The organism is Streptomyces sp. NPDC055400 (assembly GCF_053644375.1).
Map to the genome: position 1 here is coordinate 612,894 of NZ_JBSHLM010000002.1, position 24,735 is coordinate 637,628.

A 24,735-nucleotide genomic window follows, 5' to 3' on the forward strand; every position below is an offset into this window, starting at 1 on the left:
CAAGTGCGGGCGCGTAGCGATGAGTTATCCGGCAACGGCGGATGGAATCAGCTGTTCCGCCCAGATCACCTTCCCCTCGCCGTTGTGCCGCGTGCCCCAGCGTTCGGTGAGTTGGGCGACCAGGAGCAGGCCGCGGCCGCCCTCGTCGAAGTCCCGGGCGCGGCGCAGGTGCGGGGCGGTGCCGCTGGCGTCGGAAACCTCGCACGTCAGGGTGGATTGGAGGATCATCCGCAGTTGGACGGGGGTCTTGCCGTAGCGGATCGCGTTCGTCACGAGTTCGCTGACCACGAGCTCCGTGGTGAAGGCCATCTCCTCCAGGCCCCAGGCCGCCAGCAGATCGGATGCAAAGGTCCGCGCCTCGGAGACGACGGCCGGATCGGAGGGGAGATCCAGGGTGGCGACGTGGTCGGCGTCCAGTGCTCGGGTTCGCGCCACAAGAAGAGCGACGTCATCGGCAGCTCGACTGGGCAACAGTGTGTCGAGCAGTGCGTCGCAGGTCTCCTCCAGCGACGCCGGCGCCTGTCCGAGGACGTCGGACAACGCCGCGAGGGCGGCGTCCGCGTCGCGCGCGCGACTTTCGATGAGGCCGTCGGTATAGAGCACCAGAAGACTGCCTTGTGGCAGTTCGAACTGCGCGGTTTCGAAGGGGAGCCCTCCCAGGCCCAGGGGCGGGCCGATCGATAGTTCCGGGAAGACGACCGCGCGCCCGGCCGGCGCGTCACCGGGAGTCACCACAGCGGGCAGAACGTGTCCCGCGCTGGCCAGGGAGCACTCGCGGGAGACGGGGTCGTAGACCGCGTACAGGCACGTGGCGCTGATCTCGTCCATGCCCCTTTGCTCCGCGCGCTGCAGCCGGATGACCACGTCGTCGAGGTGTGTCAGCAGTTCGTCGGGGGTCAGGTCGATGTCGGCCAGCGTGCGGACGGCTGTCCGCAGTCGGCCCATGGTGGCCGCGGCCTGGATGCCGCGGCCGACCACGTCGCCCACCACGAGGGCGACGCGGGCTCCGGAAAGCGGGATCACGTCGTACCAGTCACCGCCCACGCCCGCCCGGGATCCGCTGGGCAGGTAGCGGGCGGCTGTCTCGACGGCGGACTCTTCCGGCACGTTCTGCGGCAGCAGGCTGCGCTGGAGGGTGAGCGCGGCCGAACGCTCCTGGGTGTAGCGACGGGCGTTGTCGATGTTCACTGCCGCTCTGGACGCGATGTCCTGGGCCATGAGCAGGTCGTCGTCATGGAAGGGGTCAGAGGTCTGACTGCGGAAGAACTGCGCGATCCCCAGGACGTTTCCACGGGCCCACAGAGGAACCAGGAGCACGGAGTTGATGCCGTTGCCTGTGCCTTCGGCGCGCGCGGCACGGCTGTGGTCCGCGGACACCTTCAGCCACGCCGGCGCGTCACAAGGCGCGATGTCGAGCCGGAGTGGCTGTCCGGTGGCCAGTACGAGAGCCGGCTCAGACCCCTCCGGGTAGGTGTGGCTCTCCCCTGTGTCGGCTCCCGGGTCCAGTGTGTCGGCTCCCGGGTCCAGGCTGCCGCCCGAGACGGATTGCGCGATCCGGCGGAGTTGTGGCGGACCGTCTGCCAGGTGTGTCCCTTCTTCGTGGAGGGCAGCGTCGAGAAGGTCGACGGTGACGATGTCGGCGAAATGGTCGGCACCGACGTCTGCCAGTTCCTGGGCGGTGCGGGCGGTGTCCAGCGTGGTTCCGATCCGCATGCCGGCCTCGATGATCGTGAACAGCCGCCGCTGGAGCCAGCTGTCGCGTGCCTTCTGGTACGCCGCGACCGCCTGCTGTGCGGTGAGATCGGCGTACTCGAAAGCCATCGTGCTCAGTGCGATCGTCACCGCGTTGATCAGCTCAGGATCTTTGGTGAGGCGGCCCGTCTCCTCATAGAGCAGATGGAGCAGATGTGCGTGGACAAGCCGATGAAGGCGGAGGAGCTCACTGATCCGCACACCGTGCTCAGCGAGTCCGCAAGCGAGGTCGATGGCCGCGGGCGGGGTCGTGACCTCGGACGTTTCAGGCAGGCGCGCAAGAAAGTCCAGAACGAAGTCGACGTGCGCGGACAGGGCCACTGGAGCCAGGGCAGCCATGTCCTCGTACTTCCACACCTCGGGAAGCTCGCCGTGCAAGCGCTCCGTCACCACTTCGACCAGATGGCCGGATCGGGGCTCGAGCCCTCGGGCGAGATCGCGAAGGAAGGCATGGGCGTCGATTCCCATACTCCAAATGTACGGGCAACCGTATGCGCGGGCCCCTCCTCCACGTGGCGCCCGCGCCGGGGGGCCGACCGGCGACGGCCCTCACCGCCGCCGCCCGGCCCGGTCAACGGGGCCGGCCCGTTCCCCGGATCAGAGACCACAGGGGAGCCCGGTGCCCGCACCACCAGCACACGGGTGAGGTTCCGCAACTCCACCTCCGTGGCGCGGTGGGCGGTCATGCGCTCGGCGGTGCGCAGTGCGGCCGAGGTCATGAGGTCGAGGATTCCGGCGTAGGCCGGCAAGTAGTGCGCGGCGCCTTCGACTTCGAGGAAGACGGAGACCTTCAGCGCTTCACACGATCTGTTCCACCTAGCGGGGCTGCCGGTCGCAGGAAGGTCAGGAGGCTGGTGCCCGGTGGCCGACAGCCGGTCGCCGGGTCCGGGGCCGGGCCGCGGGCATGGCTCAGATCAGATCGTTCTTGTAGAAGATGCTGGAGCGGCGGTCGCCCTCCAGGCCGGTGGCGAAGCCGATGAAGAGGCGGGCCTCGCCGGCATCGGTGCGGTAGATCGCCAGGCCCTCGGGCTCGCGGTAGTGGAGGGTGGAGCCGGCCTTGGTGAGCACGGGGCCCTGCTCCACGGTGCCAGTGTTGATGTCGATGCTGGTGACATAGGTGTTGCCGTCACCGGTGGGGGTGCCGTCGCCGGGGTAGGGGTCACCCGTCAGGTAGTACATGTACGAGCCGTAGAGGGTGTAGCCCTGCGCGGTGCCGGAGATCGTCGGCTGCTTGAAGTCGACGAGCGGCGTGCCGAAGGTGCGGTTCTGGAAGGCGGAGAGGGGGTACACGGCGATGCGCTTGCCGGCGCTGGTGTGGTAGCGCACGATCACGCGCTGGTAGACCGGGTCGACGGAGCAGGTGTACTCGGTCGCCGCGGCGATCGGCTGGAAGGCGGCCGAGGCGGCAGGCGAGCCCAGGGTGGTGTTGGCGGTGTAGCGGATGGGGGCGAGCGCGGTACCGAACCCGCCGGTGTTCGTGGCGCACTCGATCCACAGCTCGGTGCCGGAACCGTCCGGCAGCGCGGCGAAGGCGACGCCGTGGCCGAAGCCGTTGAGGTGCATGTACGAGATGTAGTTCCCGTCGAAGTCCATCTTGTTGATGCACAGATCACCGGCGGATTCGGGGCTTCCGTCCCGCTTGGTCGCCACGAACAGGAACTTGTTCACCCAGTCGAACGCGAAGCTCTGCTGGACACGCGGACCGTGCGTGACCTTGTCCCGGAACAGGTCGTACGAAGGCTGCGTGAGATCGAACCGCTTGGTGGTGGCCACCGCGGCGGAAGCGGTCTGCGCGCCGGCGCCGAGACCGAGCGCGGCGAGCGAGGCGCCGGCGCCGGTGCGTATGAGACCGCGACGGGAGAGAGGGAAGCCAGGGGTGCGGCTCATGGGGGGCTCCAGAGGCAGAAGGGGAAGACAGGGGCACGTGATCTTATCCGCCGCAGGGGGTGACATGCCGGGCCCCGGTGGGCAGTTGCCAGCCGGAGCCCTCAGCTCTTCACGTGCTCGCCCGTGGAGTACTCCGTCATCCGGTGCTGCCCGGGCCGCCACAACTTCGCTTATTCCGTTACCCAGCTGGCCTGTTGCTGGCCCGAGCAGTCTCGGATGCCTCTGACCGGCGGCTACACCAAACCGCTAGATCTTGGACTTGAACACGGTACGAAGCATTTGGCACTTAAGAGGGTTGGCTCCCTGCCTGCTCTGGCAGGCCAAGGGCGTTTTGCACTCTACATAGACACGGTTTCCAACGGGGTGCCAACCAACTTGTCGCGCTGCTCTTGCGGGCTGAAGGGGTCGACCGTTCCCGGCGAGGTACCTGATCCGCGGGCCTGGAAGACCAGGGCGTTGTAGCCGCGGCGAACGAAGTAGGCGGCACCGGTGCCGAAGTACTCCAGGTTCGCGGCGTAGGCCGTGTACTCGTAGACGATGCCCGGGAAGGTGCCGGTGGCCGGCTTTCCGTCGGGTCTCGCGGGCCGGTACAGCTGGGCGGCCAGGTAACTGCCGTCCCGAAGCGGCACTTTGAGGTCCTGGCGCACGACACCGTACGTCTCCGGTCTGTCGTACGAGAAGAACGGGTCGGGCGGCACCGCAGTGGGTGCGGTGGTCGTTGCCGCGGCCCGGGTGGGGGCGAGGGCCGCGGTGACAGCGGTGGCAGCGCCGATTGCGCACACTGTGCGGCGGCGCAGCGGCACCGCGTCTTCAGGAAACTGCATGTCGACGTGTCCTTAGGTCGTCCAGAGTGGTTCAGAGGGATATGGCACCGGTGAGCAGGGCCGCGGCGGTCATCACGAGGGTGGTGCCGAACGCCCAGCGGAAGATGAAGCGCTGGTGTTCGCCGAGTTGGACGCCGCTCATGCTGACGAGGATGAACGTGGAGGCGGTGAGCGGGCTGAGGGGGAAACCGGTGGTCATCTGGCCGAGGATCGCGGCCCGCGCGATCTCCGCCTGGTCGCCGCCGAACCCGGACGCCGTGTGGGAGAGGACGGGCAGAACCCCGAAGTAGTAGGCATCCGGGGTGAAGGCGAGGCTCAGGGGCATGCCGGTGACCGCCACGAGCGGTGCGAGGTGTCCGCCGAGGGAGTCGGGCACGACGGAGACGAGGGTCTCGGCCATCTCGGGGATCATCTTGGTGCCGGTCAGGATGCCGGTGAAGACGCCCGCCGCGAAGATCATCGTCGTGACCAGGACGACGCTCTTCGCGTGCTTCTCGAGGAGCGTCTGCTGGGCTTCCCAGGTGGGGTGGTTGACGACGAGGGCGAGCGCGAAGGCGATCACGAACAGCACGGGCAGCGGCATGACTTCCGTGATCAGGGCCAGGACGAGGACGACGGTCAGCACTGTGTTGAACGCGGTGAGTAGGGCCGGCGGACGCGTCACCGACGGAACCAGCGGGGTGCCGGGACCGTCTCCTGCCGTGCGTGCGGCGGACTCCTGCTCCTCGCGCGGCCCCGGGACGGCAAGGCGGCGGCGCTCGCGCCGGCCGATCCAGTACGAGGCGAGCAGCACCCATACGACACCGCAGATCATGGCGGGGACGACCGGCGTGAAGACGTCCGAGCTCTCCAGCTTCAGCGCCGCCATGGCCCGTACGGTCGGCCCGCCCCACGGGATCAGGTTCATCACGCCCGCACCCAGGCAGACGACACCGGACAGGACGAGTGGGTTCATGCCGAGGCGCTTGTAGACGGGCAGCAGGGCGGAGACCGTGATGAGGAAGGTCGAGGCGCCGTCGCCGTCAAGGGCCACGCACATGGTGAGGACCGCGGTGCCGACGGCGATGCGCGCCGGGTCCTTTCGGGCGATCCGCAGGATGCCGTTGATGAGCGGGTCGAAGAGGCCGACGTCGACCATCAAGGTGAAGTAGAGGACCGCGAAGGCGATCATGATGCCGGTCGGGGCGACCGTGGTGAGCCCGTCGAGGACCATGTCGCCCATGTCCCCGGCGAAGCCGCCGACGAGCGCCGCCAGAACCGGCAGCAGCACGAGGGCCACCAGGACGGAGACTCGTTTGCTCATGGTGAGCACGAGGAACAGCCCGATCGTGCAGAAACCCAGCGCTGCCAGCATGGTTGTCGCTCGCCTTCTCCTACCGTCGCGCACCGTCGCGCGTGTCTGCCCGGCTGAGTGACGAGTCTCGGAGCAGCAACGGATCGGCGTCCAGCATCAAACCGAGATCTATCCATGCGGTCTGCGCATCAATGAGAGCCGCAGACCGTACGCTCGTTCGCCATGGACAGCTCTCTCCGGCATCTCACCGCGTACGCCGCCGTGGCCCGGGCGGCCAGTTTCACGGCGGCCGCCGCCCAGTTGCACGTCTCCCAGTCCTCACTCAGCCGCGCGGTGGCTGACCTGGAGCGGCAGCTGGGCACCCAGCTTCTCGAACGCGACACCCGCAATGTCGAGTTGACCGCGGCGGGCCGGGAGGCACTGCGGATAGCCGAGCAGATCGTCAACGCCCACCGGTCGGGGATGAAGGAGTTGCAGCGCTTCCTGCTCGGCGAGGCGGGAAACGTAGCGGTGGCCACACTGCCGTCGGTCGCGGCGGTGCTGCTGCCCCAGGTGATCCTGGAGTTCCGGCGGCAGCGGCCGCAGGTCACCGTGCAGATCATGGACGGTCTGGAACAGTCGGTGCTGAGCCGGGTTTTGTCGGGTGACGCGGACTTCGCGATCACCACCATCGGTGAGCCGTCAGGGCAGTTGGAGCACCGGCCGTTGGTGAGCGACCGGTTCGTCGCGGTGCTGCCGCGGGACCATCCGCTGTCCGGACTCCCCGAGGTCACCTGGGACCAGCTGGCCCGTGAGCCGTTCCTCGCCGTGGGCCGTGACTCCAGTGTGCGGCGCCTGACCGACGCCGCGTTCGCCCAGATCGACGCACGCTCGGCGCCGGCCGCCCAGGCGGGCAACGTCGCAACGGTCGGCGGCCTCGTGGCGGCCGGGCTCGGGGTGACGGCTATGCCCGCACTAGTGCTGCCGCTGCTCGGCGCGGGCTCGGTCGTGCACCGTCCCCTGGCCGAGCCGACCGTGCATCGGCGCCTGGACATCGCCCTGCGCGCGCAGCGCCCGCTCCCGCTGGCAGCCGACCGGTTCCTGGAGACGCTCCAGGAGTGCCGCACGCGCCGGCACCCGTTGCCGCCCGGGGTGTCCTGGGTCTGACCCAGGCCGCCAGCCCTCTGGACTTATGCAGTATCCGCAAAGATTCATCGCTGTTTCTTGCTGGACGCACATGTCGGCGGCTGGGCAAGCTGAGGAGCGCCGCAGTCGAGCGAGTCGGGGAGCAGCAGTGTCGATCAATCAGCAGGAGTCCGGCGGCCGGGGGCAGTTGCAGGGCCTGAAGGTGGTCGAGTTCGCGCACGTGGTCGCCGGTCCGCTCGCCGGGTCGATGCTCGCCGACCAGGGTGCGGACGTGGTTCATGTAGAGCCGCCGGGTGCCGGCGACGCGGCGCGCGCCATGGGCCCCAAGAAGGACGGCCATCCGCTGTGGTTCAAGGTAGCGGGCCGCAACAAGCGGTCCGTCACCCTCGACCTCCACCAGGAGTCGGGGCGGGACGTCGCCGAGCGGCTGGTCGCCTGGGCCGACGTGGTGATCGTGACCTTGCGCAACGGGCGCCTGCGCTCCTGGGGACTCGACTGGGAGGCAGTGCATCGCATCAACCCGAAGGCCGTCCTGCTGCAGATATCCGGCTTCGGCGCCACTTCGTCGCGGGCCGACGAGCCCGGGTTCGGCAAGGTCGGCGAGGCCCGTAGCGGTGTGGTGCACCTGACCGGCTTCTCCGACACCCCTCCGGTGCACACCGGCTTCTCGCACGGGGACGCCGTGACGGGACTCATGGGCGCATACGCAGTCCTCGCCGCGCTGCACCGCCGCGACCACGACCCCGACTTCGACGGCGAATGGATCGACCTCGCTCTCTTCGAGCCGCTGTTCCGGCTCGTGGAGTGGCAGGTCATCGTCCACGACCAGCTCGGCACGGTGCCCGAGCGCTCCGGCAACCAGCTCGCCGTCGCCCCGGCGGCCGTCATCAACACCTATCGGTCGCGAGACGACGAGTGGATCACGGTGACGTCGGCCACACTTCGTTCCGTACGCAATGTCGCCGTACTGCTCGGTTGCGACGAGGCCGAATTCTCCACCTCGGAACAGCAGTTCGCGGGACGTGGACGGCTCGACGACGCGCTGCGGGCCTGGGTGGCCGAGCGGACGGCGGCCGAATGCCTGGAGGCGTTCGCGCGGGCCGAGGTGGTGGCGTCGCGGGTGTTCAGCGCGGCGGACATCGCCGAGGACCCCGTCTACGCCGAGCGCGAGGACATCATCACCGTCGACGACGCCGACCTCGGCCCCGTACGGATGCAGTCGGTCATCCCGCACTTCCGGCAGCGCCCTGGCGCGGTGTGGCGGACCGGCCCCACGCTGGGGCAGGACAACCACCTCGTCTACCAGGAGTGGCTCGGCCTGGACGCGGAACACCTCACGGACCTGGAGAAGCACGGTGTCGTCTGAACCCACGGCCTCGCCCCGCCCGTTGTTGCGGTCCCTGCTGTTCGTGCCCGGCAACCGGGCCGCCGCCTGGTTGCGCAAGGCGCGGGCATCCGGGGCCGATGGGGTCATCCTCGACCTCGAGGACGCCGTGCCCGAGGGCGAGCGCACGGCCGCCCTCCAGCAGGTCACCGACGCCATCGCCCAACAAGACTCCCAGGGACCCGCGTTGTTCGTTCGCGTCCCCCCGCTCGACGGCTGGGCCGCCGCCGACGAACTGCGCGACCTGTGCCGGCCCGGCTTGACCGGAATCGTCCTGCCCAAGGTGACCGGCCCCGACGACATCCGCATCGCCGACCGACTGCTCGGCTGGAGCGAGGGCCAACACGGTCTGCCCAAGAACCACTTCGCCCTCCTGCCGATCCTGGAGAGCTCCGCCGCGCTGCGCGACGCCTACGGCTGCGCGTCGGCCGCCGCCCGTGTCGCCTACCTGGGCGCAGTCACCGGAGCGGGCGGCGACGTCGAGCGCGCTGTCGGCTACCGCTGGAGCCCCGGCGGCACCGAGACGCACGCCCTGCGCGCCCGCGTCCTGCTCGACGTACGGGCGTCGGGAACGCCGCATCCGATGGCCGGGCTGTGGACCCGCATCGGCGACCTCGACGGCCTGCGCGCCTTCGCCGAGCAGAACCGGGCACTGGGGTACACGGGCATGATGGCGATCCACCCGTCCCACGTGGCCGTCCTCAACGAGGTCTTCGAGCCGGGCCCGGACGAACTCGCCCGCGCGGCACGGCTGATCGCCGTCATGGAGGAAGCCCAGGCGCGCGGCACGGGCGCGGTGACGTTCGACGGGGAGATGGTCGACGAGGCAATGGCGGCGAACGCGCGGGCGCTGCTGGCGCGGCACACCTGAGTTGCTCCTCAGCCCCGGCGGCCGGCCCCCGAGGCGCCCGGCCTTGTGCCGAGCACCGCCCCGGTCGGCGCCTACGACGGGGACGGCGTGACTGTTTACCTGCGAACCCAGCTCTGGACGACGATGACGGGACTGCCTGCCCTCACGCTTGCCGCAGCCTGGGCAGCAGTTGGTCACCGATGCGGCGGGTCTCCTCCTTGTAGGGGGTATCGGACAGCACGAAGTGCGTGATGCCGAGTGCACGGTAGGCGTTGAGCGCCGCAGCCACGTCGTCGGGTGAGCCGACGAGCCACGTGGTCGCCGCTCCCCCACCGCCGAACCTGCCCGGCGCGGTGTAGAGGCAGGTGTCGAGGACCTCCCCGCGTTCGGTGAGGTCGAGCAGCCGCCGTTGGCCGACCGCTGTTTTGCGGTTCCCCATCCAGGTGTCGATCTCGCCCGCGTCGGCCGCCATCTTCGCGACCTTCTCCTCCGCCGCGCGCCACGCCTCCTCCGTGGTGTCGCGTACCACGGTGGTGATCCGCAGACCGTACTCGAGGGGCGTATGGCGGCGCCCCACCCGCTCGCTCAACTCCCGCAGCCGGGCGATGCGTTCGGTGATCCCGTCGAGGGGTTCGCCCCAGAACAGCTGCACATCGGCCTCGGCCGCCGAGACGCGTTCGGCGGCTTCGGACGCGCCGCCGAAGTAGAGGGTCGGATGGGCCCGCTCGGCGGTGGCGTAAGGGCGCGGGCTGACCGTGGAGTCGGTGACCTGGAAGTGCTCGCCGTGGAAGGTGACGTTCTCCTCGATCCACAGGCGGCGTACGAGGTGCAGGAACTCCTGGGTGCGGGCGTAGCGCGCGGCGGGGTCGACGGTGGTGTCACCGTAGGCGGCCGGGGTGTCCAGGCCGCTGACGATGTTGACCAGGACGCGGCCGAGGCTGAGCTGGTCGAGAGTGGCGGCCGCACTGGCGAAGTTCGCGGGCTGCCAGTAGCCGGGGCGGACGGCGATCAGAGGCTTGAACGTTGTGGTGCGCGCGGCCAGAGCGGTGGCGACGGTGAAGGTGTCCGGGCGTCCCCAACCGGTGCCGAGCAGGGCGCCGTCCCAGCCATGGGCTTCTGCCGCGTGGGCGAGTTCGGTCGAGTACTCGATGGAACCCCAGCCGGATGTGGTGTCGTCACCGCGGTGTCCCGGCTGGACGGTGTTGGGGATGTACCAGAGGAATTGCGGGGTCATCAGGCTTCCGATCGTTGTTCGGGCGGTGGCGGGGCGGCAGCGGGCCGGCCGTTAGGGGTGTGCGGGAGCAAGTGGCCCTGGTTTGTGGCGAGTTCACGTTCTGCTGGGACGATGTGGAGGGCTTCGTTCAGCGCGGCCCCACGCAGTCGTGACAGCACCAGAGCCACCGCGAGCAGCCCGGCGCAGACACACGAGGCGAGCGCGTACGCGGATCGGGGACCGCTGCCTGCCCGGGGCAGCGGCGCGGAGTGTAGATACACCGCCGAGACCGCGCTGACGCTGACCGCTGCCGCGATGCGCTGCGCCATCTGCAGGATGCCGCCGGCCACTCCGGCCGCTTCGGCGGGTGCGTGGTGCAGGACCTGGGTCTGGTTGGGCGAGACCGTGAGTCCCGAGGCGGCGCCGGTCAGCGCCTGCACGCCGGCGCACGCCAACGGGAGCCCCGCCGACGGCACGGCGAGCGCGACCGCCGCCCCGGCCAGGGCCGCGCCGATGCCGAGGGCGAGACCGAGGGTCACCGTGCGCGGGCCGATGCGGCGCACCACGCGCCACGCGAGCGCCGAGACGACGCCCATCGCGAGCGCCGAGGGAAGGGTGACGGCCGCCGTGAGAAGAGCGGAGAGGCCGAGTCCTTCCTGGAGGAAGACGGTGAGCACCAGCGCCGAGGCGAGTGAGGCGCCGAACTGGGCCATGGCGACAGCGGTGCCCAGCAGGTACGGCCTCGACATCCTGAGGGCGGGATGCAGCAGGGGTCGGCGTCCGCGTCGTGCGCGCAGCCGCTGGTGGGCGGTCAGTGCGACCGCCAGCGCGGTCGCCGCGGCCGCCCACAGGAGTGCCTTCCCCCCGCTGCCGGGGGTGCGGATGAACGGCACCATGAGCGTCAGCGCGCAGCCGCATGCCAGCGCGAGGCCGAGGACGTCGAGACGTGGGTCGCGGGCGGTGCGCCGAGGCGGCGGCAGCCACCACGCTGCCAGGGCCAGCGTGAGCATCGCGCACGGCCCGCTGAGCAAAAGACAGCAACGCCAGCCCAGTTGAGGGCCGAGGCTCGCGACGAGTGCGCCGCCCAGCGGTGGCCCCAGGGCGGTGGCCACGCCGGCCGTCACCGCGTACAGGCCCAGGGCCCGGCCACGGTCCTGGCCGTGGAAGACGTCCTGGAGGGTGCCGATGACCTGCGAGTTGACGAGTCCCGCAGCGGCGCCTTGCACCAGCCGTGCGGCGATCAGTGTGCCGGGCCCGCCGGCGGTCGCGGCCGTCACCCCCGCGAGGAGGAAGACGGCCACGCCGGCGAGGAAGAACCGCTTGCGCCCGTGCGCGTCGCCGAGGCTGCCACCCGGCACGAGCGCCAGACCGAAGGCCAACGAATATCCCGCCACGACCCATTGCACGTCGCCGGCACCCGCCCCGAGGGCCAGCCGCATGCTCGGCACCGCGATGTTCAGAACTGCCTGGTCCAGCAGGGTCGTCGCGCCCGCGGCCAGGCAGACCAGCAGCACGCGCCGGGCGGCGCGGTCTTCTCCCGGGAGCATTCAGGAACGCGCCCCGGGCACGCGGCCCGCCTCCGGCTCCACGCCGATCACCTTGCGGTAGACGCGCGCCCCGTCGCCGTAGTCGTCGACGGCGTAGTGCCAGGTGGCGCGGTTGTCCCAGAGGACGAAGTCGCCGGGCTGCCAGCCGAAGCGGATCGTGTAGTTCGGTGAGGAGGCGTGCCGCAGCAGGTGGTCGAGCAGCGCCTTGCTCTCCGCGGGGGTCACGCCGGTGAGGCCGATCGCCGAGGTGCTGAGGAACAGGCCCTTGCGGCCGGTGGCCGGATGGGCCAGGACGACCGGGTGCTCGACGGTCGGTCCGCTCGCGGTCTTCTTGCTGCCCTGCGCGTAGTTCTCCGCGTTGCCGTCGTACACCGCGCTCACGGACTCCAGGAGTTCCTTGAACGGCTCCGACAGATCGTCGTACGCCGCCTGCAGGTCCGCCCACAGCGTGTGGCCGCCCAGCTCGGGCACCACCTCGTACGTCAGCGACTCGATGGCGAAGACCGGGTCACGCCACAGGCCGCCGATGTGCCAGGTGCTGGCCTTGCCGGTCTGCCGCACGTTGTACGGGTAGACCAGTGGATTGGCATCGTCCTTCGCGGCGGTCGGATGGTCGAAGGGTTCGGCGAAGATCCGTACGGCGGCGACGTGCTGGTCGGGTGTCAGGTGCTGGCCGCGGAACACCAGCACCTTGTGGTCACGGAAGGCCTGCCGCAGTGCGTCGGCGGTGGTCTCGTCGACGGGGGCGGTCAGGTCGACGCCGGTGATCTCCGCGCCGAAGCGCGGTCCTGCCCTGAGGATGTCGAAAGTGGCGACGGTGGTCATGGCTTCTTCTCCTCTTTGTACGGTGCGGGTCGTGCCGGGGTGAGACGTGCTGGGCCCCCTAGTCGGGGCGGTCAGCCGGCTGCCTCTACGCCGAGGCGGGCGAGCAGGCGGTCCCGCAGTGCCGCGTACTCCGGGCCGCCGTGGCTGCGCGGCGCGGGGAGGTCGACCGGGATGTCGTCGGCGATCCGGCCCTCGTCGAGGACGGCCACCCGGTCGGCCAGGGCGATGGCCTCGTCGACGTCGTGGGTGACCAGCAGCACGGCGGGCCGGTGCCGCTCGCACAGCTGCCGCAGCAGGGTGTGCATCCGGATGCGGGTGAGGGCGTCGAGCGCCCCGAACGGCTCGTCCGCTAGCAGGAGTTGGGGCTCACGGACGAGGGAGCGGGCGAGCGACACCCGCTGCTGCTCGCCGCCGGACAGCTCGACGGGCCAGGCCCGCTCGCGGCCTTCGAGGCCGACTTCGGCGAGGGCGGTGCGGCCCCGCTGTTCGGCGTCCGGGCCGGGCAGGCCCAGAACCACGTTCTCGAGCAGCCGCTTCCACGGGAGCAGCCTCGCGTCCTGGAAGACCACCGACACGTCATCGGGGGCGGCCAGTTCACCGCTTCCCGCCACGTCGTGGTCGAGGCCGGCCAGCGCCCTCAGCAGGGTGCTCTTGCCGGAGCCACTGCGTCCGAGCAGGGCCACGAACTCGCCCGGGGCGATGCTCAGTTCGAGGTTGTCGAGCACGCGGCGCCCGCCGAGCGTGCGTACCAGATTCTTGATGCGGACCGTCGTGCGGTCCTCGGTCGCGGTCAGCCCGCCAGCGTCCGCCGCCATGACAGGGCCCTCCTCTCCACGAGCCGTACCAGGGCGTCGGAGACGAGCCCGAGGAGTCCGTACACGACGAGACCGACGATGATCACGTCCGTCTGTCCATAGGTCCGCGCGAGCTCCATCATGTAGCCGATGCCGCTGGTGGCGTTGACCTGCTCGACGACGACGAGCGCCAGCCAGGCGGCGGTCACCGCGAACCGCAGTCCCAGCAGGAACCCGGGCAGCGCACCCGGCAGGACGACGTGCCGGACGAACTGGATCCTGCTCAGCCGCACCGTCTCGGCGAGTTCGGAATAGCGGTTGTCGATGGTGCGCAGCCCGTTGTGGGTGTGGATGTAGACCGGGACGAAGACGCCGAGCGCGATCGTGATGACCTTCATCGTCTCGCCGATGCCGAACCAGAGGACGAGCAGAGGGATCAGTGCCAGCGAGGGGATCGCCCGCTTGATCTGCACCGGCCCGTCGACGATCCCCTCGCCGAGGCGGCTCAGTCCGGAGACGAGCGCGAGCAGCAGACCCGCGGCCGTGCCGAAGACCAGGCCGAGCAGGGCCCGCCCGGCGGAGGTCGCGAAGTTGGACTGCAGCCTGCCGTCGGCGATGAGGTCGCCCGCGGTGCCGGCGATGGTCCAGGGTGCGGGCAGACTGCGGGCGTCGATGAGTCCGGCGCCCGAGCCGGCTGCCCACACCACGAGGAGCAGCAGCGGACCGAGCGCCCAGCCGTACGGGATGGGGCGGCCCGGCCCCAACCTCTTGCGTGCCCGTGAGCGCAGGCGAGGAGAGGAGACCGCGGCGTCGTCCGTCGCCGTCACGGTCGCCGCCCTCTGGTCGAGAGCCGTGGTGCTCATGGCGTCTTCCTTTCACCGGCAACGGCGTCGGCGGCGACGCGCTCGTATCGGCGGTCGAAGAGGATCCCCGCGTCGAAGGCCTTGTGCTTCTGCTCCTTCGCCAGCAGGTCCACGGTCTGCTGCTGGCGCTCGATGGCGCCGGTCCAGTCCGCGGGAAAGTCCGGGTGACCGGACCTTTCGACGAGGTATTCACCGTCCTCGCGACTCAGCCCCTGGTCCTTGACGTAATAGCCTTCGATCCATTGCTTCGGATGTTCGTCGATCCAGATCCCCGCTCGCGCCCAGAACTTGATGAGTTCTCTGACAGCAGCGGACTTCTGCGCATTGCTCACGGAATCGGTGAGCGCCCACAAGTGCCCCGGGTCGTCGCGGAGACCGTGCTTGATGGTCGTGCCGCCGTCCCTGCCGTATTTCGTCAGATAGCGCTTGATATTGACATCGGCGATAGGCGCGGCATCCACCTGACGGTTTCCCAGAGCGGTGGGATAGACGTCACCGGTACTGGCCAGTTCGACGAGGTCGACGTCCTGCTGGGTGAGGCCGGCCTTCTTCAGGATCCGCAGTACGAGAGCCCCCTGCGCCTGCCCGGGGCTGTAGGCGATCTTCTTCCCGCGAAGGTCGGCGAGGGTCTTGATGTGAGCGCCCGGAGCGACCCCCAGCTCGTAGATCGGGTACGCGGTCGGATCCTTGCGGAACTTCGCCGCCACGAGCTTGGTGTCCAGGCCCGTCCAGTGGGCGTTGATCGACGGAATCTCCGCCGCCGAGCAGATGTCGAGCGCGTCGGCCCGGAACGCTTCGGAGCACTGCGGGCCGCCGCTGATATTGGCCCACTTCACCTTGAAGGGCAGCTTGTCGATCTGACCCGACAGTTCCAGGGCGACTTTGAGATCAGGCGCGCCGACGGTCAGAGATGTGTCGGCGGAGACCTTGGCCGGGATCTTCTTCGCCGCGACATTCTCGCTGGTCGCCGTGGATTGCGTGTTGCTCACGCACGCGGTCAGCAGAAGGGATACGGCGACAGCGGTCATCGCGCCGACGCGCAGGGATGCGGGGATGGCGGTACGTGGGGACATTCGTGCCTTCACGGGATGAGGGGCACGCCTCAGCGCAGGGCGAAAGGGAGGGGAGGCGTGAAAAGGGAATCGAGCCGAGCAGTGCGGCGGGGCGCCGAGCGGCCCGGATCAGCGCGGAGAGGGGGTCAGCTACACACCGCGGTGGCGACGCGCATCAGATCGATGGCCCGTCGCTTCCGGAGCCGCCTGCAGATCCACATGCCACCGAAGCTATCCACCGCCCAGACTCCCTTCAAGAGAGGGGAGCCGACTGTCACACCGCTGCAATGCCGCCTTCATGGCCCTGCCATGTGCGCGCCGGCGGGTTCCGGTCCTTGTCGCCGTCCGACAGGAATCGGGCCAGACATCGTCGACCGACTGCGGGTGCCGGATGTGGCCGATGCCCTCCGTGAAGTTCAGGCTGCCGTTGCCGCCCGAGAACACCGAGTCCTCAGGGTCGGCGCCGGCGACCGCCGCCCGGCCGCCGCTCGCTTCTTCGAGGTACTCGCCGATTCCGGTGTCGCTGACGCCGATTCCGAACCGGACACGCTCCGGCCGATCACCGCCGAGTACGGCCGCCCCAACTCCCAGGTCCCGACCGCCGGATCGTCTTGCGTTCCCGGCAGGGCGGGCAGGGCGGGATCGAGTGCACACGTGTGTCGGCCGACTCCGCACGCCTCGAGGTACGTGAGGACGCGCTGGAACCGGGAGGCGGCGCCCTGGGAGCAGCGCTTCAGCCACCCCTCGCAACGGACCTTCATGTGGACAGGGCGTTGACCCGCTGCCTGCCCATGTCTAGCAGGCAGACGACCGAGGATTCATTGCAGATGCATGAACTTGACAGCCCCACCGCAGAAGTCGTCTGCCGCTGTCCAGATACATTCTTCAGCAGCACCCGCTTCATGATTGCCGAGCACCAACAGTTCGTACTTCGACATCGGCAATACGGGAAGCGCCAAGAGCGTCAGCTGCGAAGGACGAACCGGGGCGGGACGCCGATCCGGAGCGGGACGGTTGATTTTCGCCGACGGCTCCACCAGTCCGGCTCCCTGAGCGCCGGATCGAGCTGGGCGGGAGGCCTACGGGTGGGTACCGCCGGACGCCCGCGGAGCCGACGCATCAGGGGCGGGGTATTCGCGAGCGATCGCGCTGCCGAGGGTGCCCGCCTGGGCCCGCAATGACGCGTGCAAGGCCCGCACGGCCCTCGGGACGTCGCCCGTGCGGCGTTGCAACACCACGAGCACGCGCGTCGTCTCGTCAAGAAGCGGGCGGTACGTGATCAGCCCCGCACGTTCCAGCGGGTCTCCGGCCACGCTGAAGTCCGGGAGCAACGTGGCGCCCAGGCCTTCGGCGACCAGGACCTTGCCGAGTTCGGCGCCGTCCGTGGAATAGGCGAACTGCGGGGCACTGCCGCTGAACAGCCGGTGGGCGTAGCGGTGCATGACATAACCCGTGCGCATCCCGATCAACGGGACCCCCGCCAGGTCGGCGGGGGCGAGGGCGCTCCGCTCGGCCAGTGGGTCGTCGGTGCGCAGGCATACCACCGGGCGGCCGCGCAGCAGCTCGGTCGTGTGCAGGTCGGGCGGGGTGTCGTCGCCGTCGAGGTAGTTGACCAGACCGAGGTCGAAGCGGCCCTCGCGCAGGCCCCGGTGGATGTCGTCCTGTTGCGAGCCGACCATTTCGACCTGCGTCGCCGGGTGTTCGGCGCGGAAGTCGCGGACCGCGGGCACGAGGAGCGGGACCGTCGCCGCGTTCACCGTGCCGATGCGTACCATCCGGCTGCTGTGGTGCTGGTCGTGCGCCGCGCGCCGCAGCCGGTCCACAGATTCCAGGACGCCGATGATGTGGGGCAGCAGCTCCCGCCCCTCGTCGCTGACCTTGGCACCCGAGCGGTGCCGGTCGAGCAGTGCGACGCCCAGTTCACGTTCCAGGTTGCGCACGGTCTCGCTCAACGCGGGCTGGGAGATGTGCAGTTCGGACGCCGCGCGGCGCAGCGAGCCCAGCCGGGTCACCGCCTCGATGTACTCCAGCTGTTCGGTCCGCACCCGGATCTCCTCGCTACCCCCAGCATGTAAGGGAAACCCTATCAGGGTCTCGTGATTACCGACTCGACGGACCGGCCGAACGGCTGCTTGAATCGGGGCATGGATGCAGGGCGACAGGAACTCACGCGGCGACGTCACGTCGACCTCGCGCGGGTCTGCAGTGCCGCCTGTCGCCGTTCCCGCTGAGCCCTTTCGAGGCTTCTCGCACCCGAACTCCTCCCGCCTGCCCGGCGGTCGAGGTCAGCCATGTGTGCGACGACCAGTTTCCCCTGCCGCGGCTACCGCGTCGCACTCACGGCCCGTCCCTGTCGCGCCCGTTCCGCACCCTCACTCACTCTTCCTGCAAGGACTTACTGTGGCCCTTCTCCTCACCCTCACCGGCAGCGCCTCCGCCCCCGGCTCCTCCCGTACCGCCCACCTCGTCACGCACCTGGGGCGGCGGTTCGCCGAGGACGGCCACGAGGTCCGCCACTTCGACGTGCGCACCCTGCCCGCCGAGGCGCTGCTGTCAGCCGATGCCAAGAACCCCGAGGTCGCGCAGGCCGTCGAGCTCGTGGCGCGCGCCGACGCGCTGATCGTCGCCAGCCCCGTGTACAAGGCCGCGTACTCGGGAGTCCTGAAGGCCTTCCTCGACCTGTTGCCGCAGTACGCGCTGCGTGACAAGGCCGTGCTGCCGCTGGCCACCGGCGGATCCCCCGCGCATGTACTCGCCGTCGACTACGCACTGCGCCCCGTGCTCACCTCGCTGGGCGCCGACGTCGCGCAGGGCTGGTTCGTCCTCGACCGACACATCACCGTCGACGCCGACCGCACCGTCACCCTCGCGCCCGAGGCACACGACGCACTCGCCCCGGTCGTCGAACGGTTCCGCGCCGCCCTGCCCGTCGGCTCCCGGCTCGCTGCCGCCTGACCCATGGCTATCGGCTTTCCCTTTCACTTCGCCGTCCCTCACTCCGCGGAAAGGCTCACGCCATGAACCGCGCCACGCACACCACCCGTGTCACACCGTTCGGCCCGGACAGCACGGAAGCCGAGGTACTGGCCGTTGTGCGGCAGTTGGCCGCCCGGTTCAGCACTGAGGACGCCCGGCGCGACGCCGAGCGCATCCTTCCGTACGAGGAGATCCGCACGCTGAGCGAGGCGGGCCTGTTCACCCTGAGCGTGCCGAAGGCGTACGGCGGGCCCGGCCTCTCCACGCGCACGCTCGGCGAGGTGTTCACCGAGCTGACCGCGGGCGACGCGAGCATCGGGCAGATCCCGCAGAACCACTACTTCTTCGTCAACGTCCTGGCCAGTGCCGGGACACCGGAGCAGCAGGCGTTCTTCTACGAGGAGATCCTCCGCGGCCGCCACTTCGCCAACGCCCTGTCCGAGCGCGGCTCGCGCACCGCACGGGACTTCGAGATCGGCTTCGCGCGGCAGCCCGACGGCAGCCGGATCCTGCACGGCGCCAAGTACTACGCCACCGGCACCCTGTTCGCGCACTGGATCCCCGTCTACGCCGGCGACGAGAAGGGCCGGGTGCACGCGGCCTGGGTGCCCGCCGACGATCCCGGCGTCACCGTCGAGGACGACTGGAACGGCATGGGGCAGCGCACCACCGGCAGCGGCACCGTCCGCTTCGAGCAGGTCCGGGTGCCCGCCGAGCGGATCGTGCCGGTGTACACGATCTTCGAGAAGGACGAGGTGTTCGGCGCGTTCGGGCAGTACCTGCACGCCGCCATCGACACCGGCATCGCGGTCGCCGCGCTGCGTGACGGGAAGCGGCTCATCCACGAACTGGCCCGGCCTCGCAAGGAGACCGGCCTGGACCGGGCCGCCGACGAGGAGGCGGTCATCGACCTCTTCGGGGAACTGGCGCTGCGCGTGCGCACCGCCCGCGCCCTGCTGCGCGAGGCGGGCGACGCCGTGGACGCGGCCCGCGCCGACCTCAACACCCGTACGGCGGCCGAGGCTTCCGCCGCCGTCGCCGCAGCCCGCGCCCACTCCGACGAGGTCTCCCTGAAGGTCTCCAGCGGCATCTTCGAACTGATCGGCACCCGCGCCGCCGACCGGGATCTCAACCTGCACCGGCACTGGCGCAACGCCCGCACCCACACCCTGCACGACCCCCGCCGCCTCAAGCTCCGCTATCTCGGCGGCTGGGAGCTCAACGACTCCCCGCCGCCCGCCAACGGCCTGGTCTGACCCCCGCACTGCCTAAGGACTCCCATGCCTCTGACCTTCCACTGGTTCCTGCCCACCAACGGCGACAGCCGCCACATCGTCGGCGGCGGCCACGGCGTCCCCACCGGCTCGGCCGGCGGCGACCGCCCCGCCTCGCTTGCCTACCTCGGCCAAGTCGCACGTACGGCTGAGCAGTTGGGCTTCGACGGGGCGCTCACCCCGACCGGCGCCTGGTGCGAGGACGCCTGGCTGACCACCGCCATGCTCGTCGAGCAGACGGAGCGCCTGAAGTTCCTCGTGGCGTTCCGGCCCGGCCTGGTCGCGCCCGCGCTCGCCGCGCAGATGGCCGCCACCTATCAGCGTCATTCGGGCGGGCGGCTGCTCCTGAACGTCGTCACGGGAGGCGAGGACCACGAGCAGCGCGCGTACGGCGACTTCCTCGACAAGGAGGCCCGCTACGCCCGTACCGACGAGTTCCTGCACATCACACGGTCCCTGTGGCGCGGCGAGACCGTCGACTTCGACGGGGAGCACGAGCGGGTCGCCGAAGCCCGTCTGACCCGCCTGCCCGACCCGGTGCCGCCCGTCTACTTCGGCGGCTCGTCGAAGGCGGCGGGCCCGGTCGCCGCCCGCCACAGCGACGTCTACCTCACCTGGGGCGAGCCGCCCGTACAGGTCGCGGAGAAGATCGGCTGGATCCGGACGCTGGCGAAGGCGGAGGGCCGGGACATCCGCTTCGGCATCCGGCTGCACGTCATCGCGCGCGACACGGCCGAGGAGGCGTGGGCTCAGGCGCACCGGCTGCTTTCCGGCATCGACCCGAAGGTCATCGCCAACGTCCAGGCGGGACTTTCCCGTTCGGGATCGGAGGGGCAGAAGCGGATGCTCGCGCTGCACGGCGGCAGCGCCGACGGCCTGGAGATCTACCCGAACCTGTGGGCCGGCGTGGGCCTCGTGCGCGGCGGCGCCGGCACCGCCCTCGTCGGCTCGCACTCCGAGATCGCCGACCGTATCGCCGAATATCACGCCCTGGGCATCGACGAGTTCGTGCTCTCCGGCTACCCGCACGTGGAGGAGGCGTACTGGTTCGGCGAGGGTGTGCTCCCGGTGCTCGCCGAGCGCGGGCTGTGGCGGCACCCGCACGCGGCGGGCCTCGACACGACTCCGGCGGCGGTGCCGTTCGCTTCGTAACTCACCTGTACAGAAAAATGGTTGAGGCCCCGGGAGTGCGACTCCCGGGGCCATCGCCGTTCTCTAACCCCGCCGGTGCCGCGCCGCCGGGTGCGACGCGGGCAGCCGGTCGCCGCGCCCGAACAGCTTCTGCCGCAGCGTGCCCTGCTCGTACGCCGTCTTCAGCAGGCCCCGCTTCTGCAGCACCGGCGCCAGGTGGTCGGCGAAGTCCGTGAAGGTGCCGGGGCTGGTGACGTACGCGAGGTTGATGCCGTCGACGCCCGCGTCCCGCCACCGCTCCAGCTCGTCGGCGATCCGCTCCGGCACCCCGGCGACCGGTCGCGTCCAGGCGCGCGCCCGCAGCACCTCGCCGAACGTCCACGTCTTGTCCGGCGCTCCCTCGACCAGGGAGCGTACGAAGCCCTGCACCCCGTTCGTGTCGATCTCTCCGACCGGGGCGTCGAAGTCGACCTGGGACAGGTCGAGTTGGAGCGAGCCCGACATGTGCGCGGCGAACCCGTCGAGGCTCGTGTGCTCCCGGTAGTCGGCGAGCTTGCGCTGCGCCTCCTCCTCGGTGCTGCCCACGATCAGCGTGAGGCCCTGGAAGAAGAGGATGTCGCCGCCGTCCCTGCCGTACGCCACCGCCCGCGCCCGGACGTCCTCCACCTGCGTCCGCGCGCCCTCCGGCGACACGGCCCCGAGGAAGACGGCCTCCGCGTTCCGGGCCGCGAACTCCCGTCCGCGCTCGGACGATCCGGCCTGGAAGAGGATCGGCGTGCGTTGCGGCGACGGCTCCGAGAGGTGGGGGCCGTTCACGCGGTAGAAGCGGCCCTCGTGGTGGACGTCGTGGATGCGGGCCGGGTCGGCGTACACGCGCCGCTCACGGTCGCGGACGACGGCGCCCTCCTCCCAACTCCCCTCCAGGAGCTGGTAGAGCACGTCCGCGTACTCCTCGGCGCGCTCGTAGCGCTCGTCGTGCAGCGGCAGCCCGTCCAGGCCGAGTCCCTTCGCCGCCGACTCCAGGTACGACGTGACGATGTTCCACGCGACGCGTCCCTTGGTGAGGTGGTCGAGGGTGGAGAGCCGGCGGGCGAAGTTGTACGGGGGTTCCTGGAGCACCGACTGGGTGAAGGCGAGGCCCAGGTGTTCGGTGGCGTGGGCGATCGCCGCGACGAGCAGCGACGGGTCGTTGACCGGGATCTGGAGCCCTTCGCGGACCGCCGTGTCGCGGGAGCCGCGATAGGTGTCGTACGTGCCGATGACATCGGCGAGGAAGAGCGCGTCGAAGTAGCCGCGCTCCAGGGTCCGCGCGAGCTCCGTCCAGGTCTCCAGGTCGGTGTAGGAGGTCTGGCTGGTGTCGTCGCGCACCCACTGGCCGTGGTTGATGTGCGAGACGCAGTTCATGGCGAAGGCGTTGAAACGCAAGGGTCGGGGTGCGGAGGCGTCGGTCATCGGGTGGCTCCGGTGATGGCGGTGGGGTGCGGGTGAACTGCGGCCAGCAGGGCGCGCGTGTAGGGGTGTCGAGGGGCGGCGAAGAGGTCCTCGGCGGGCCCCGACTCCACGATGCCACCGTCCTTCATCACCAGGACGTCGTCGCTGACGTGCCGGACGACGCCGAGGTCGTGGGAGATGAAGAGATAGGCCAGGCCGAGGGAGTCCTGGAGGTCGGCAAGCAGGTCGAGGACCTGAGCCTGCACGGAGACGTCGAGGGCGGACACCGGTTCGTCGAGGACCAGGACGTCGGGGCGCGGCGCCAATGCCCGTGCCAAGGCGGCCCGTTGGCGCTGGCCGCCGGAGAGGGACAGCGGATGCCGGTCGAGGGTGTCGTCAGGGAGGCCGACCTGCGCCGCGAGTTCGGTCACCCGGCGTGCGGCCTCGTCGGGCTTCGGGACCGGGTGCTCCGGCCGTCGCAGTCGTACGGCGTCGATCAGCGAGCGGCGCACGGTCCATCGCGGGTCGAACGCGGACAGCGGGTCCTGGTGCACGAGTTGGATGCCGTGTCGGCGCGGGCGCCGTTCCCGTTCGGGCAGCTCGCTCCAGGGTTCGCCGTGCAGGGTGACTGTGCCCATGTCGGGGCGGGTCAGGCCGAGCGCGATCCGGGCCGTCGTCGACTTGCCGGACCCCGACTCGCCCACGATGCCGAGGGTCCGGCCAGCCGCGAGCGCGAAGGACACGTCGCGCACCGCGTCCCGGCCGCCGTACGCCTTGTGGAGCCCGTCGGCGGTGAGGACGACCTCGTGCGGGCGCAGAGTGGGCGCGGGCGCGGCCGTCCGGGCTGCGGTGAGACGCGCCCCCTTCGGGTGGAGCGTCGGGTCGGCCGCCAACAGGCGCTGGGTATATGGGTGTTGAGGGTTCTCGAGGACGTCGCCGGCGCTCCCTACCTCCACGATCTCACCAGCGCGCATCACCGCCACCCGGTCCGCGAGCCGCCGTACGACTCCCAGATCGTGGGTGATGAACAGCAGACCCCGCTCCCGGCTGCGGGCCGCCGCCAGCAGGTCGAGGATCTGCGCCTGCACCGTCGCGTCCAGGGCCGTCGTCGGCTCGTCCGCGACGAGCAGCGGTGGGTCGAGCGCGAGCGCGGCGGCGATCAGCGCGCGCTGGCGCAGCCCGCCGGACAGTTCGTGCGGGCGCTGGGCGGCGCGCAGTGCGGGATCCGGGATGCCGACCTGCGCCATCACCTCGAGGACGCGGGCCCGGCGCGTGGCCCGGTCACCGTGGCCGTGCAGCCGCAGTCCGTCCTCGATCTCCTTGCCGACCGGGCGCAGCGGGTCGAGCGAGACGAGTGCGTCCTGGAGCACGAACCCGATGCCCCGGCCGCGGACGCGGCGCCAGCGCCGTTCGCCCCAGCCGCGGGCGTCCTCGCCCCGCCAGGTCAGTTCGTCGGCCGACACCCGTGCACCGTCACCGGTCAGGCCGACCAAGGTGCGGGCGGTGACGCTCTTGCCGGAACCGGACTCGCCGACGAGGGCGACGGTCTCGCCGCGGCGCACGGTGAGGGAGACACCGCGTACGACGTCCCGGTCGCCGAACCCGACGGTCAGGTTCCGCACGGAGAGCAGCACGTCGGAGTTCTCAGGGGGATCGGTGGTCATCAGCTGCTCCTCGTGTCGAGCCACGCCTGCAGACGGCGGCCGACAACGGTCGTGGACAAGGTGGTCAGGACGATGAACAGGCCCGGGAAGAACGACGTCCACCAGGCGTACTGGAGGAAGGTGCGCCCGTCCGCGAGCATCGCGCCCCACTCCGCGGCCGGCGGCTGCGCGCCCAGGCCCAGGAAGGACAGCGACGACGCCCACACCACGGACTGGCCGATGCCGAGCGTGGCGAGGGCGGCGAGCGGGCGCAGGACGTTGGGCAGCACCGTGCGCCGCACGACGCGCGCCGGGGAGTGCCCGAGGCCGCGCGCCGCCTCGACATAGCCGGAGCGGACGACGGTGGTGGCCTGGGAGCGGATGAGGCGCGCGTACCCGGCGGCCTCGCCGATGCCGACGGCGATCGCCGCGGTCACCGCGCCCGTGCCGAACACGGCGATGAAGAGGAGGGCCAGCAGCAGCCCCGGGAAGGCGAAGAGGACTTCGAGGACCCGGCCGACGGCGAAGTCCACGCGGCGCCCGCCGAGCGCCGCCCCGAGACCGAGGAAGATGCCCAGGCCGAGGGAGATCGCGGTGGCGCCGAGCCCGATGAGGAGGGACTGGCCCGCGCCGTACACGACGCGCGTGTACACGTCGCGGCCGTTCTGGTCCGTGCCGAACCAGTGCGCGGCGGAGGGGGACCGGAAGAAGTCGGCGGGCCTGATCGCGTCCGGGGCGTACGAGGTGAGCAGGCCGGGGACGAGTGCGGCGACGACGACCAGGGTCAGGAAGAGCCCGGCGGCGAACAGCCCCGGACGGAGCCTCGGCCGCCTGCGGGCCGGGGCCAGGGTGGCGGTCAGTGCGGTCACG

General features: G+C 70.5%; 21 protein-coding genes and 1 pseudogene. 6 read left to right on the forward strand and 16 right to left on the reverse strand.

What is annotated here, in order from left to right; genetic code table 11:
* Positions 1 to 24: 24 nt before the first annotated feature.
* The 5 genes and pseudogenes from ACWIGU_RS07170 to ACWIGU_RS07190 all read right to left on the reverse strand — a co-directional run bounded on the left by ACWIGU_RS07170 (position 25) and on the right by ACWIGU_RS07190 (position 5,817).
* Positions 25 to 2,220 carry an ATP-binding SpoIIE family protein phosphatase gene (locus tag ACWIGU_RS07170; protein WP_454398280.1) on the reverse strand — a complete coding sequence of 732 codons (2,196 nt, stop codon included), beginning with the start codon at positions 2,218 to 2,220 and terminating at the stop codon, positions 25 to 27.
* Between the two features lie 182 nt (positions 2,221 to 2,402).
* Positions 2,403 to 2,552: pseudogene (locus ACWIGU_RS07175) on the reverse strand (acetaldehyde dehydrogenase (acetylating)); the annotation flags it as partial.
* Positions 2,553 to 2,661: 109 nt separating this feature from the next.
* Entirely contained in the window at positions 2,662 to 3,639 is a 978-nt protein-coding gene (locus tag ACWIGU_RS07180) for a phage baseplate protein (RefSeq protein ID WP_454398282.1), read from the reverse strand.
* 338 nt (positions 3,640 to 3,977) lie between these two features.
* Positions 3,978 to 4,463: a CocE/NonD family hydrolase gene (locus ACWIGU_RS07185; RefSeq protein ID WP_454398284.1), complete on the reverse strand. Its 486-nt coding sequence runs from the start codon at positions 4,461 to 4,463 to the stop codon at positions 3,978 to 3,980.
* A 31-nt stretch (positions 4,464 to 4,494) separates the two neighbouring features.
* Positions 4,495 to 5,817 (reverse strand): CitMHS family transporter, encoded by a 1,323-nt coding sequence (locus ACWIGU_RS07190; RefSeq protein ID WP_454398286.1) that lies wholly within the window; start codon positions 5,815 to 5,817, stop codon positions 4,495 to 4,497.
* A gap of 162 nt (positions 5,818 to 5,979) precedes the next feature.
* Here ACWIGU_RS07190 and ACWIGU_RS07195 point away from each other — a divergent pair, with 162 nt between their 5' ends.
* From ACWIGU_RS07195 to ACWIGU_RS07205, 3 genes are all read left to right on the forward strand, one after another.
* Positions 5,980 to 6,903, forward strand: coding sequence for a LysR family transcriptional regulator (locus tag ACWIGU_RS07195; RefSeq protein WP_454398287.1), 924 nt, complete (start codon positions 5,980 to 5,982; stop codon positions 6,901 to 6,903).
* A gap of 127 nt (positions 6,904 to 7,030) precedes the next feature.
* Positions 7,031 to 8,248, forward strand: coding sequence for a CaiB/BaiF CoA transferase family protein (locus tag ACWIGU_RS07200; protein WP_454398289.1), 1,218 nt, complete (start codon positions 7,031 to 7,033; stop codon positions 8,246 to 8,248).
* The gene (locus ACWIGU_RS07205) at positions 8,238 to 9,137 is read left to right on the forward strand and encodes an HpcH/HpaI aldolase/citrate lyase family protein (RefSeq protein WP_454398291.1); all 900 of its coding nucleotides are present in this window, start codon (positions 8,238 to 8,240) and stop codon (positions 9,135 to 9,137) included. Before ACWIGU_RS07200 ends, ACWIGU_RS07205 begins: the two co-directional genes overlap by 11 nt.
* 142 nt (positions 9,138 to 9,279) lie before the next feature.
* Here ACWIGU_RS07205 and ACWIGU_RS07210 read toward each other — a convergent pair whose 3' ends face one another.
* From ACWIGU_RS07210 to ACWIGU_RS07245, 8 genes are all read right to left on the reverse strand, one after another.
* On the reverse strand, positions 9,280 to 10,350 hold the full coding sequence (locus ACWIGU_RS07210; protein WP_454398293.1) for an LLM class flavin-dependent oxidoreductase: 1,071 nt from the start codon (positions 10,348 to 10,350) through the stop codon (positions 9,280 to 9,282).
* On the reverse strand, positions 10,350 to 11,876 hold the full coding sequence (locus ACWIGU_RS07215) for an MFS transporter (protein WP_454398295.1): 1,527 nt from the start codon (positions 11,874 to 11,876) through the stop codon (positions 10,350 to 10,352). The genes ACWIGU_RS07210 and ACWIGU_RS07215 overlap by 1 nt, the downstream gene beginning before the upstream one ends.
* A complete protein-coding gene (locus tag ACWIGU_RS07220) occupies positions 11,877 to 12,701 on the reverse strand; it encodes a TauD/TfdA dioxygenase family protein (protein ID WP_454398297.1) in 825 nt (274 codons plus the stop codon).
* 71 nt (positions 12,702 to 12,772) lie between these two features.
* Positions 12,773 to 13,516: an ABC transporter ATP-binding protein gene (locus ACWIGU_RS07225; protein WP_454398298.1), complete on the reverse strand. Its 744-nt coding sequence runs from the start codon at positions 13,514 to 13,516 to the stop codon at positions 12,773 to 12,775.
* Positions 13,492 to 14,358: an ABC transporter permease gene (locus ACWIGU_RS07230; RefSeq protein ID WP_454398300.1), complete on the reverse strand. Its 867-nt coding sequence runs from the start codon at positions 14,356 to 14,358 to the stop codon at positions 13,492 to 13,494. The genes ACWIGU_RS07225 and ACWIGU_RS07230 overlap by 25 nt, the downstream gene beginning before the upstream one ends.
* Positions 14,355 to 15,431: an ABC transporter substrate-binding protein gene (locus tag ACWIGU_RS07235; protein WP_454398302.1), complete on the reverse strand. Its 1,077-nt coding sequence runs from the start codon at positions 15,429 to 15,431 to the stop codon at positions 14,355 to 14,357. The genes ACWIGU_RS07230 and ACWIGU_RS07235 overlap by 4 nt, the downstream gene beginning before the upstream one ends.
* A gap of 797 nt (positions 15,432 to 16,228) precedes the next feature.
* Entirely contained in the window at positions 16,229 to 16,447 is a 219-nt protein-coding gene (locus ACWIGU_RS07240; RefSeq protein WP_454398304.1) for a hypothetical protein, read from the reverse strand.
* Positions 16,448 to 16,489: 42 nt separating this feature from the next.
* Positions 16,490 to 17,455 (reverse strand): LysR family transcriptional regulator, encoded by a 966-nt coding sequence (locus tag ACWIGU_RS07245; RefSeq protein ID WP_454398306.1) that lies wholly within the window; start codon positions 17,453 to 17,455, stop codon positions 16,490 to 16,492.
* Positions 17,456 to 17,810: 355 nt separating this feature from the next.
* Between ACWIGU_RS07245 and ssuE the strand changes: the two genes are divergently transcribed.
* From ssuE to ACWIGU_RS07260, 3 genes are all read left to right on the forward strand, one after another.
* Entirely contained in the window at positions 17,811 to 18,365 is a 555-nt protein-coding gene (gene ssuE, locus ACWIGU_RS07250; RefSeq protein WP_454398308.1) for an NADPH-dependent FMN reductase, read from the forward strand.
* A gap of 62 nt (positions 18,366 to 18,427) precedes the next feature.
* Positions 18,428 to 19,642 (forward strand): SfnB family sulfur acquisition oxidoreductase, encoded by a 1,215-nt coding sequence (locus tag ACWIGU_RS07255; protein WP_454398310.1) that lies wholly within the window; start codon positions 18,428 to 18,430, stop codon positions 19,640 to 19,642.
* A 24-nt stretch (positions 19,643 to 19,666) separates the two neighbouring features.
* Complete coding sequence (locus tag ACWIGU_RS07260) at positions 19,667 to 20,812, forward strand: LLM class flavin-dependent oxidoreductase (protein ID WP_454398312.1); 1,146 nt, start codon at positions 19,667 to 19,669, stop codon at positions 20,810 to 20,812.
* A 63-nt stretch (positions 20,813 to 20,875) separates the two neighbouring features.
* Here the strand turns inward: ACWIGU_RS07260 and ACWIGU_RS07265 are convergent, their stop codons facing one another.
* Genes ACWIGU_RS07265 through ACWIGU_RS07275 form a run of 3 tightly spaced genes read right to left on the reverse strand, consistent with a single transcriptional unit; the run spans position 20,876 to position 24,734 of the window.
* Positions 20,876 to 22,243: an LLM class flavin-dependent oxidoreductase gene (locus ACWIGU_RS07265; protein WP_454398314.1), complete on the reverse strand. Its 1,368-nt coding sequence runs from the start codon at positions 22,241 to 22,243 to the stop codon at positions 20,876 to 20,878.
* Positions 22,240 to 23,886 (reverse strand): dipeptide ABC transporter ATP-binding protein, encoded by a 1,647-nt coding sequence (locus tag ACWIGU_RS07270; protein WP_454398316.1) that lies wholly within the window; start codon positions 23,884 to 23,886, stop codon positions 22,240 to 22,242. The genes ACWIGU_RS07265 and ACWIGU_RS07270 overlap by 4 nt, the downstream gene beginning before the upstream one ends.
* Positions 23,886 to 24,734 carry an ABC transporter permease gene (locus tag ACWIGU_RS07275; protein ID WP_454398318.1) on the reverse strand — a complete coding sequence of 283 codons (849 nt, stop codon included), beginning with the start codon at positions 24,732 to 24,734 and terminating at the stop codon, positions 23,886 to 23,888. Before ACWIGU_RS07275 ends, ACWIGU_RS07270 begins: the two co-directional genes overlap by 1 nt.
* Between the last annotated feature and the right edge of the window lies 1 nt (position 24,735).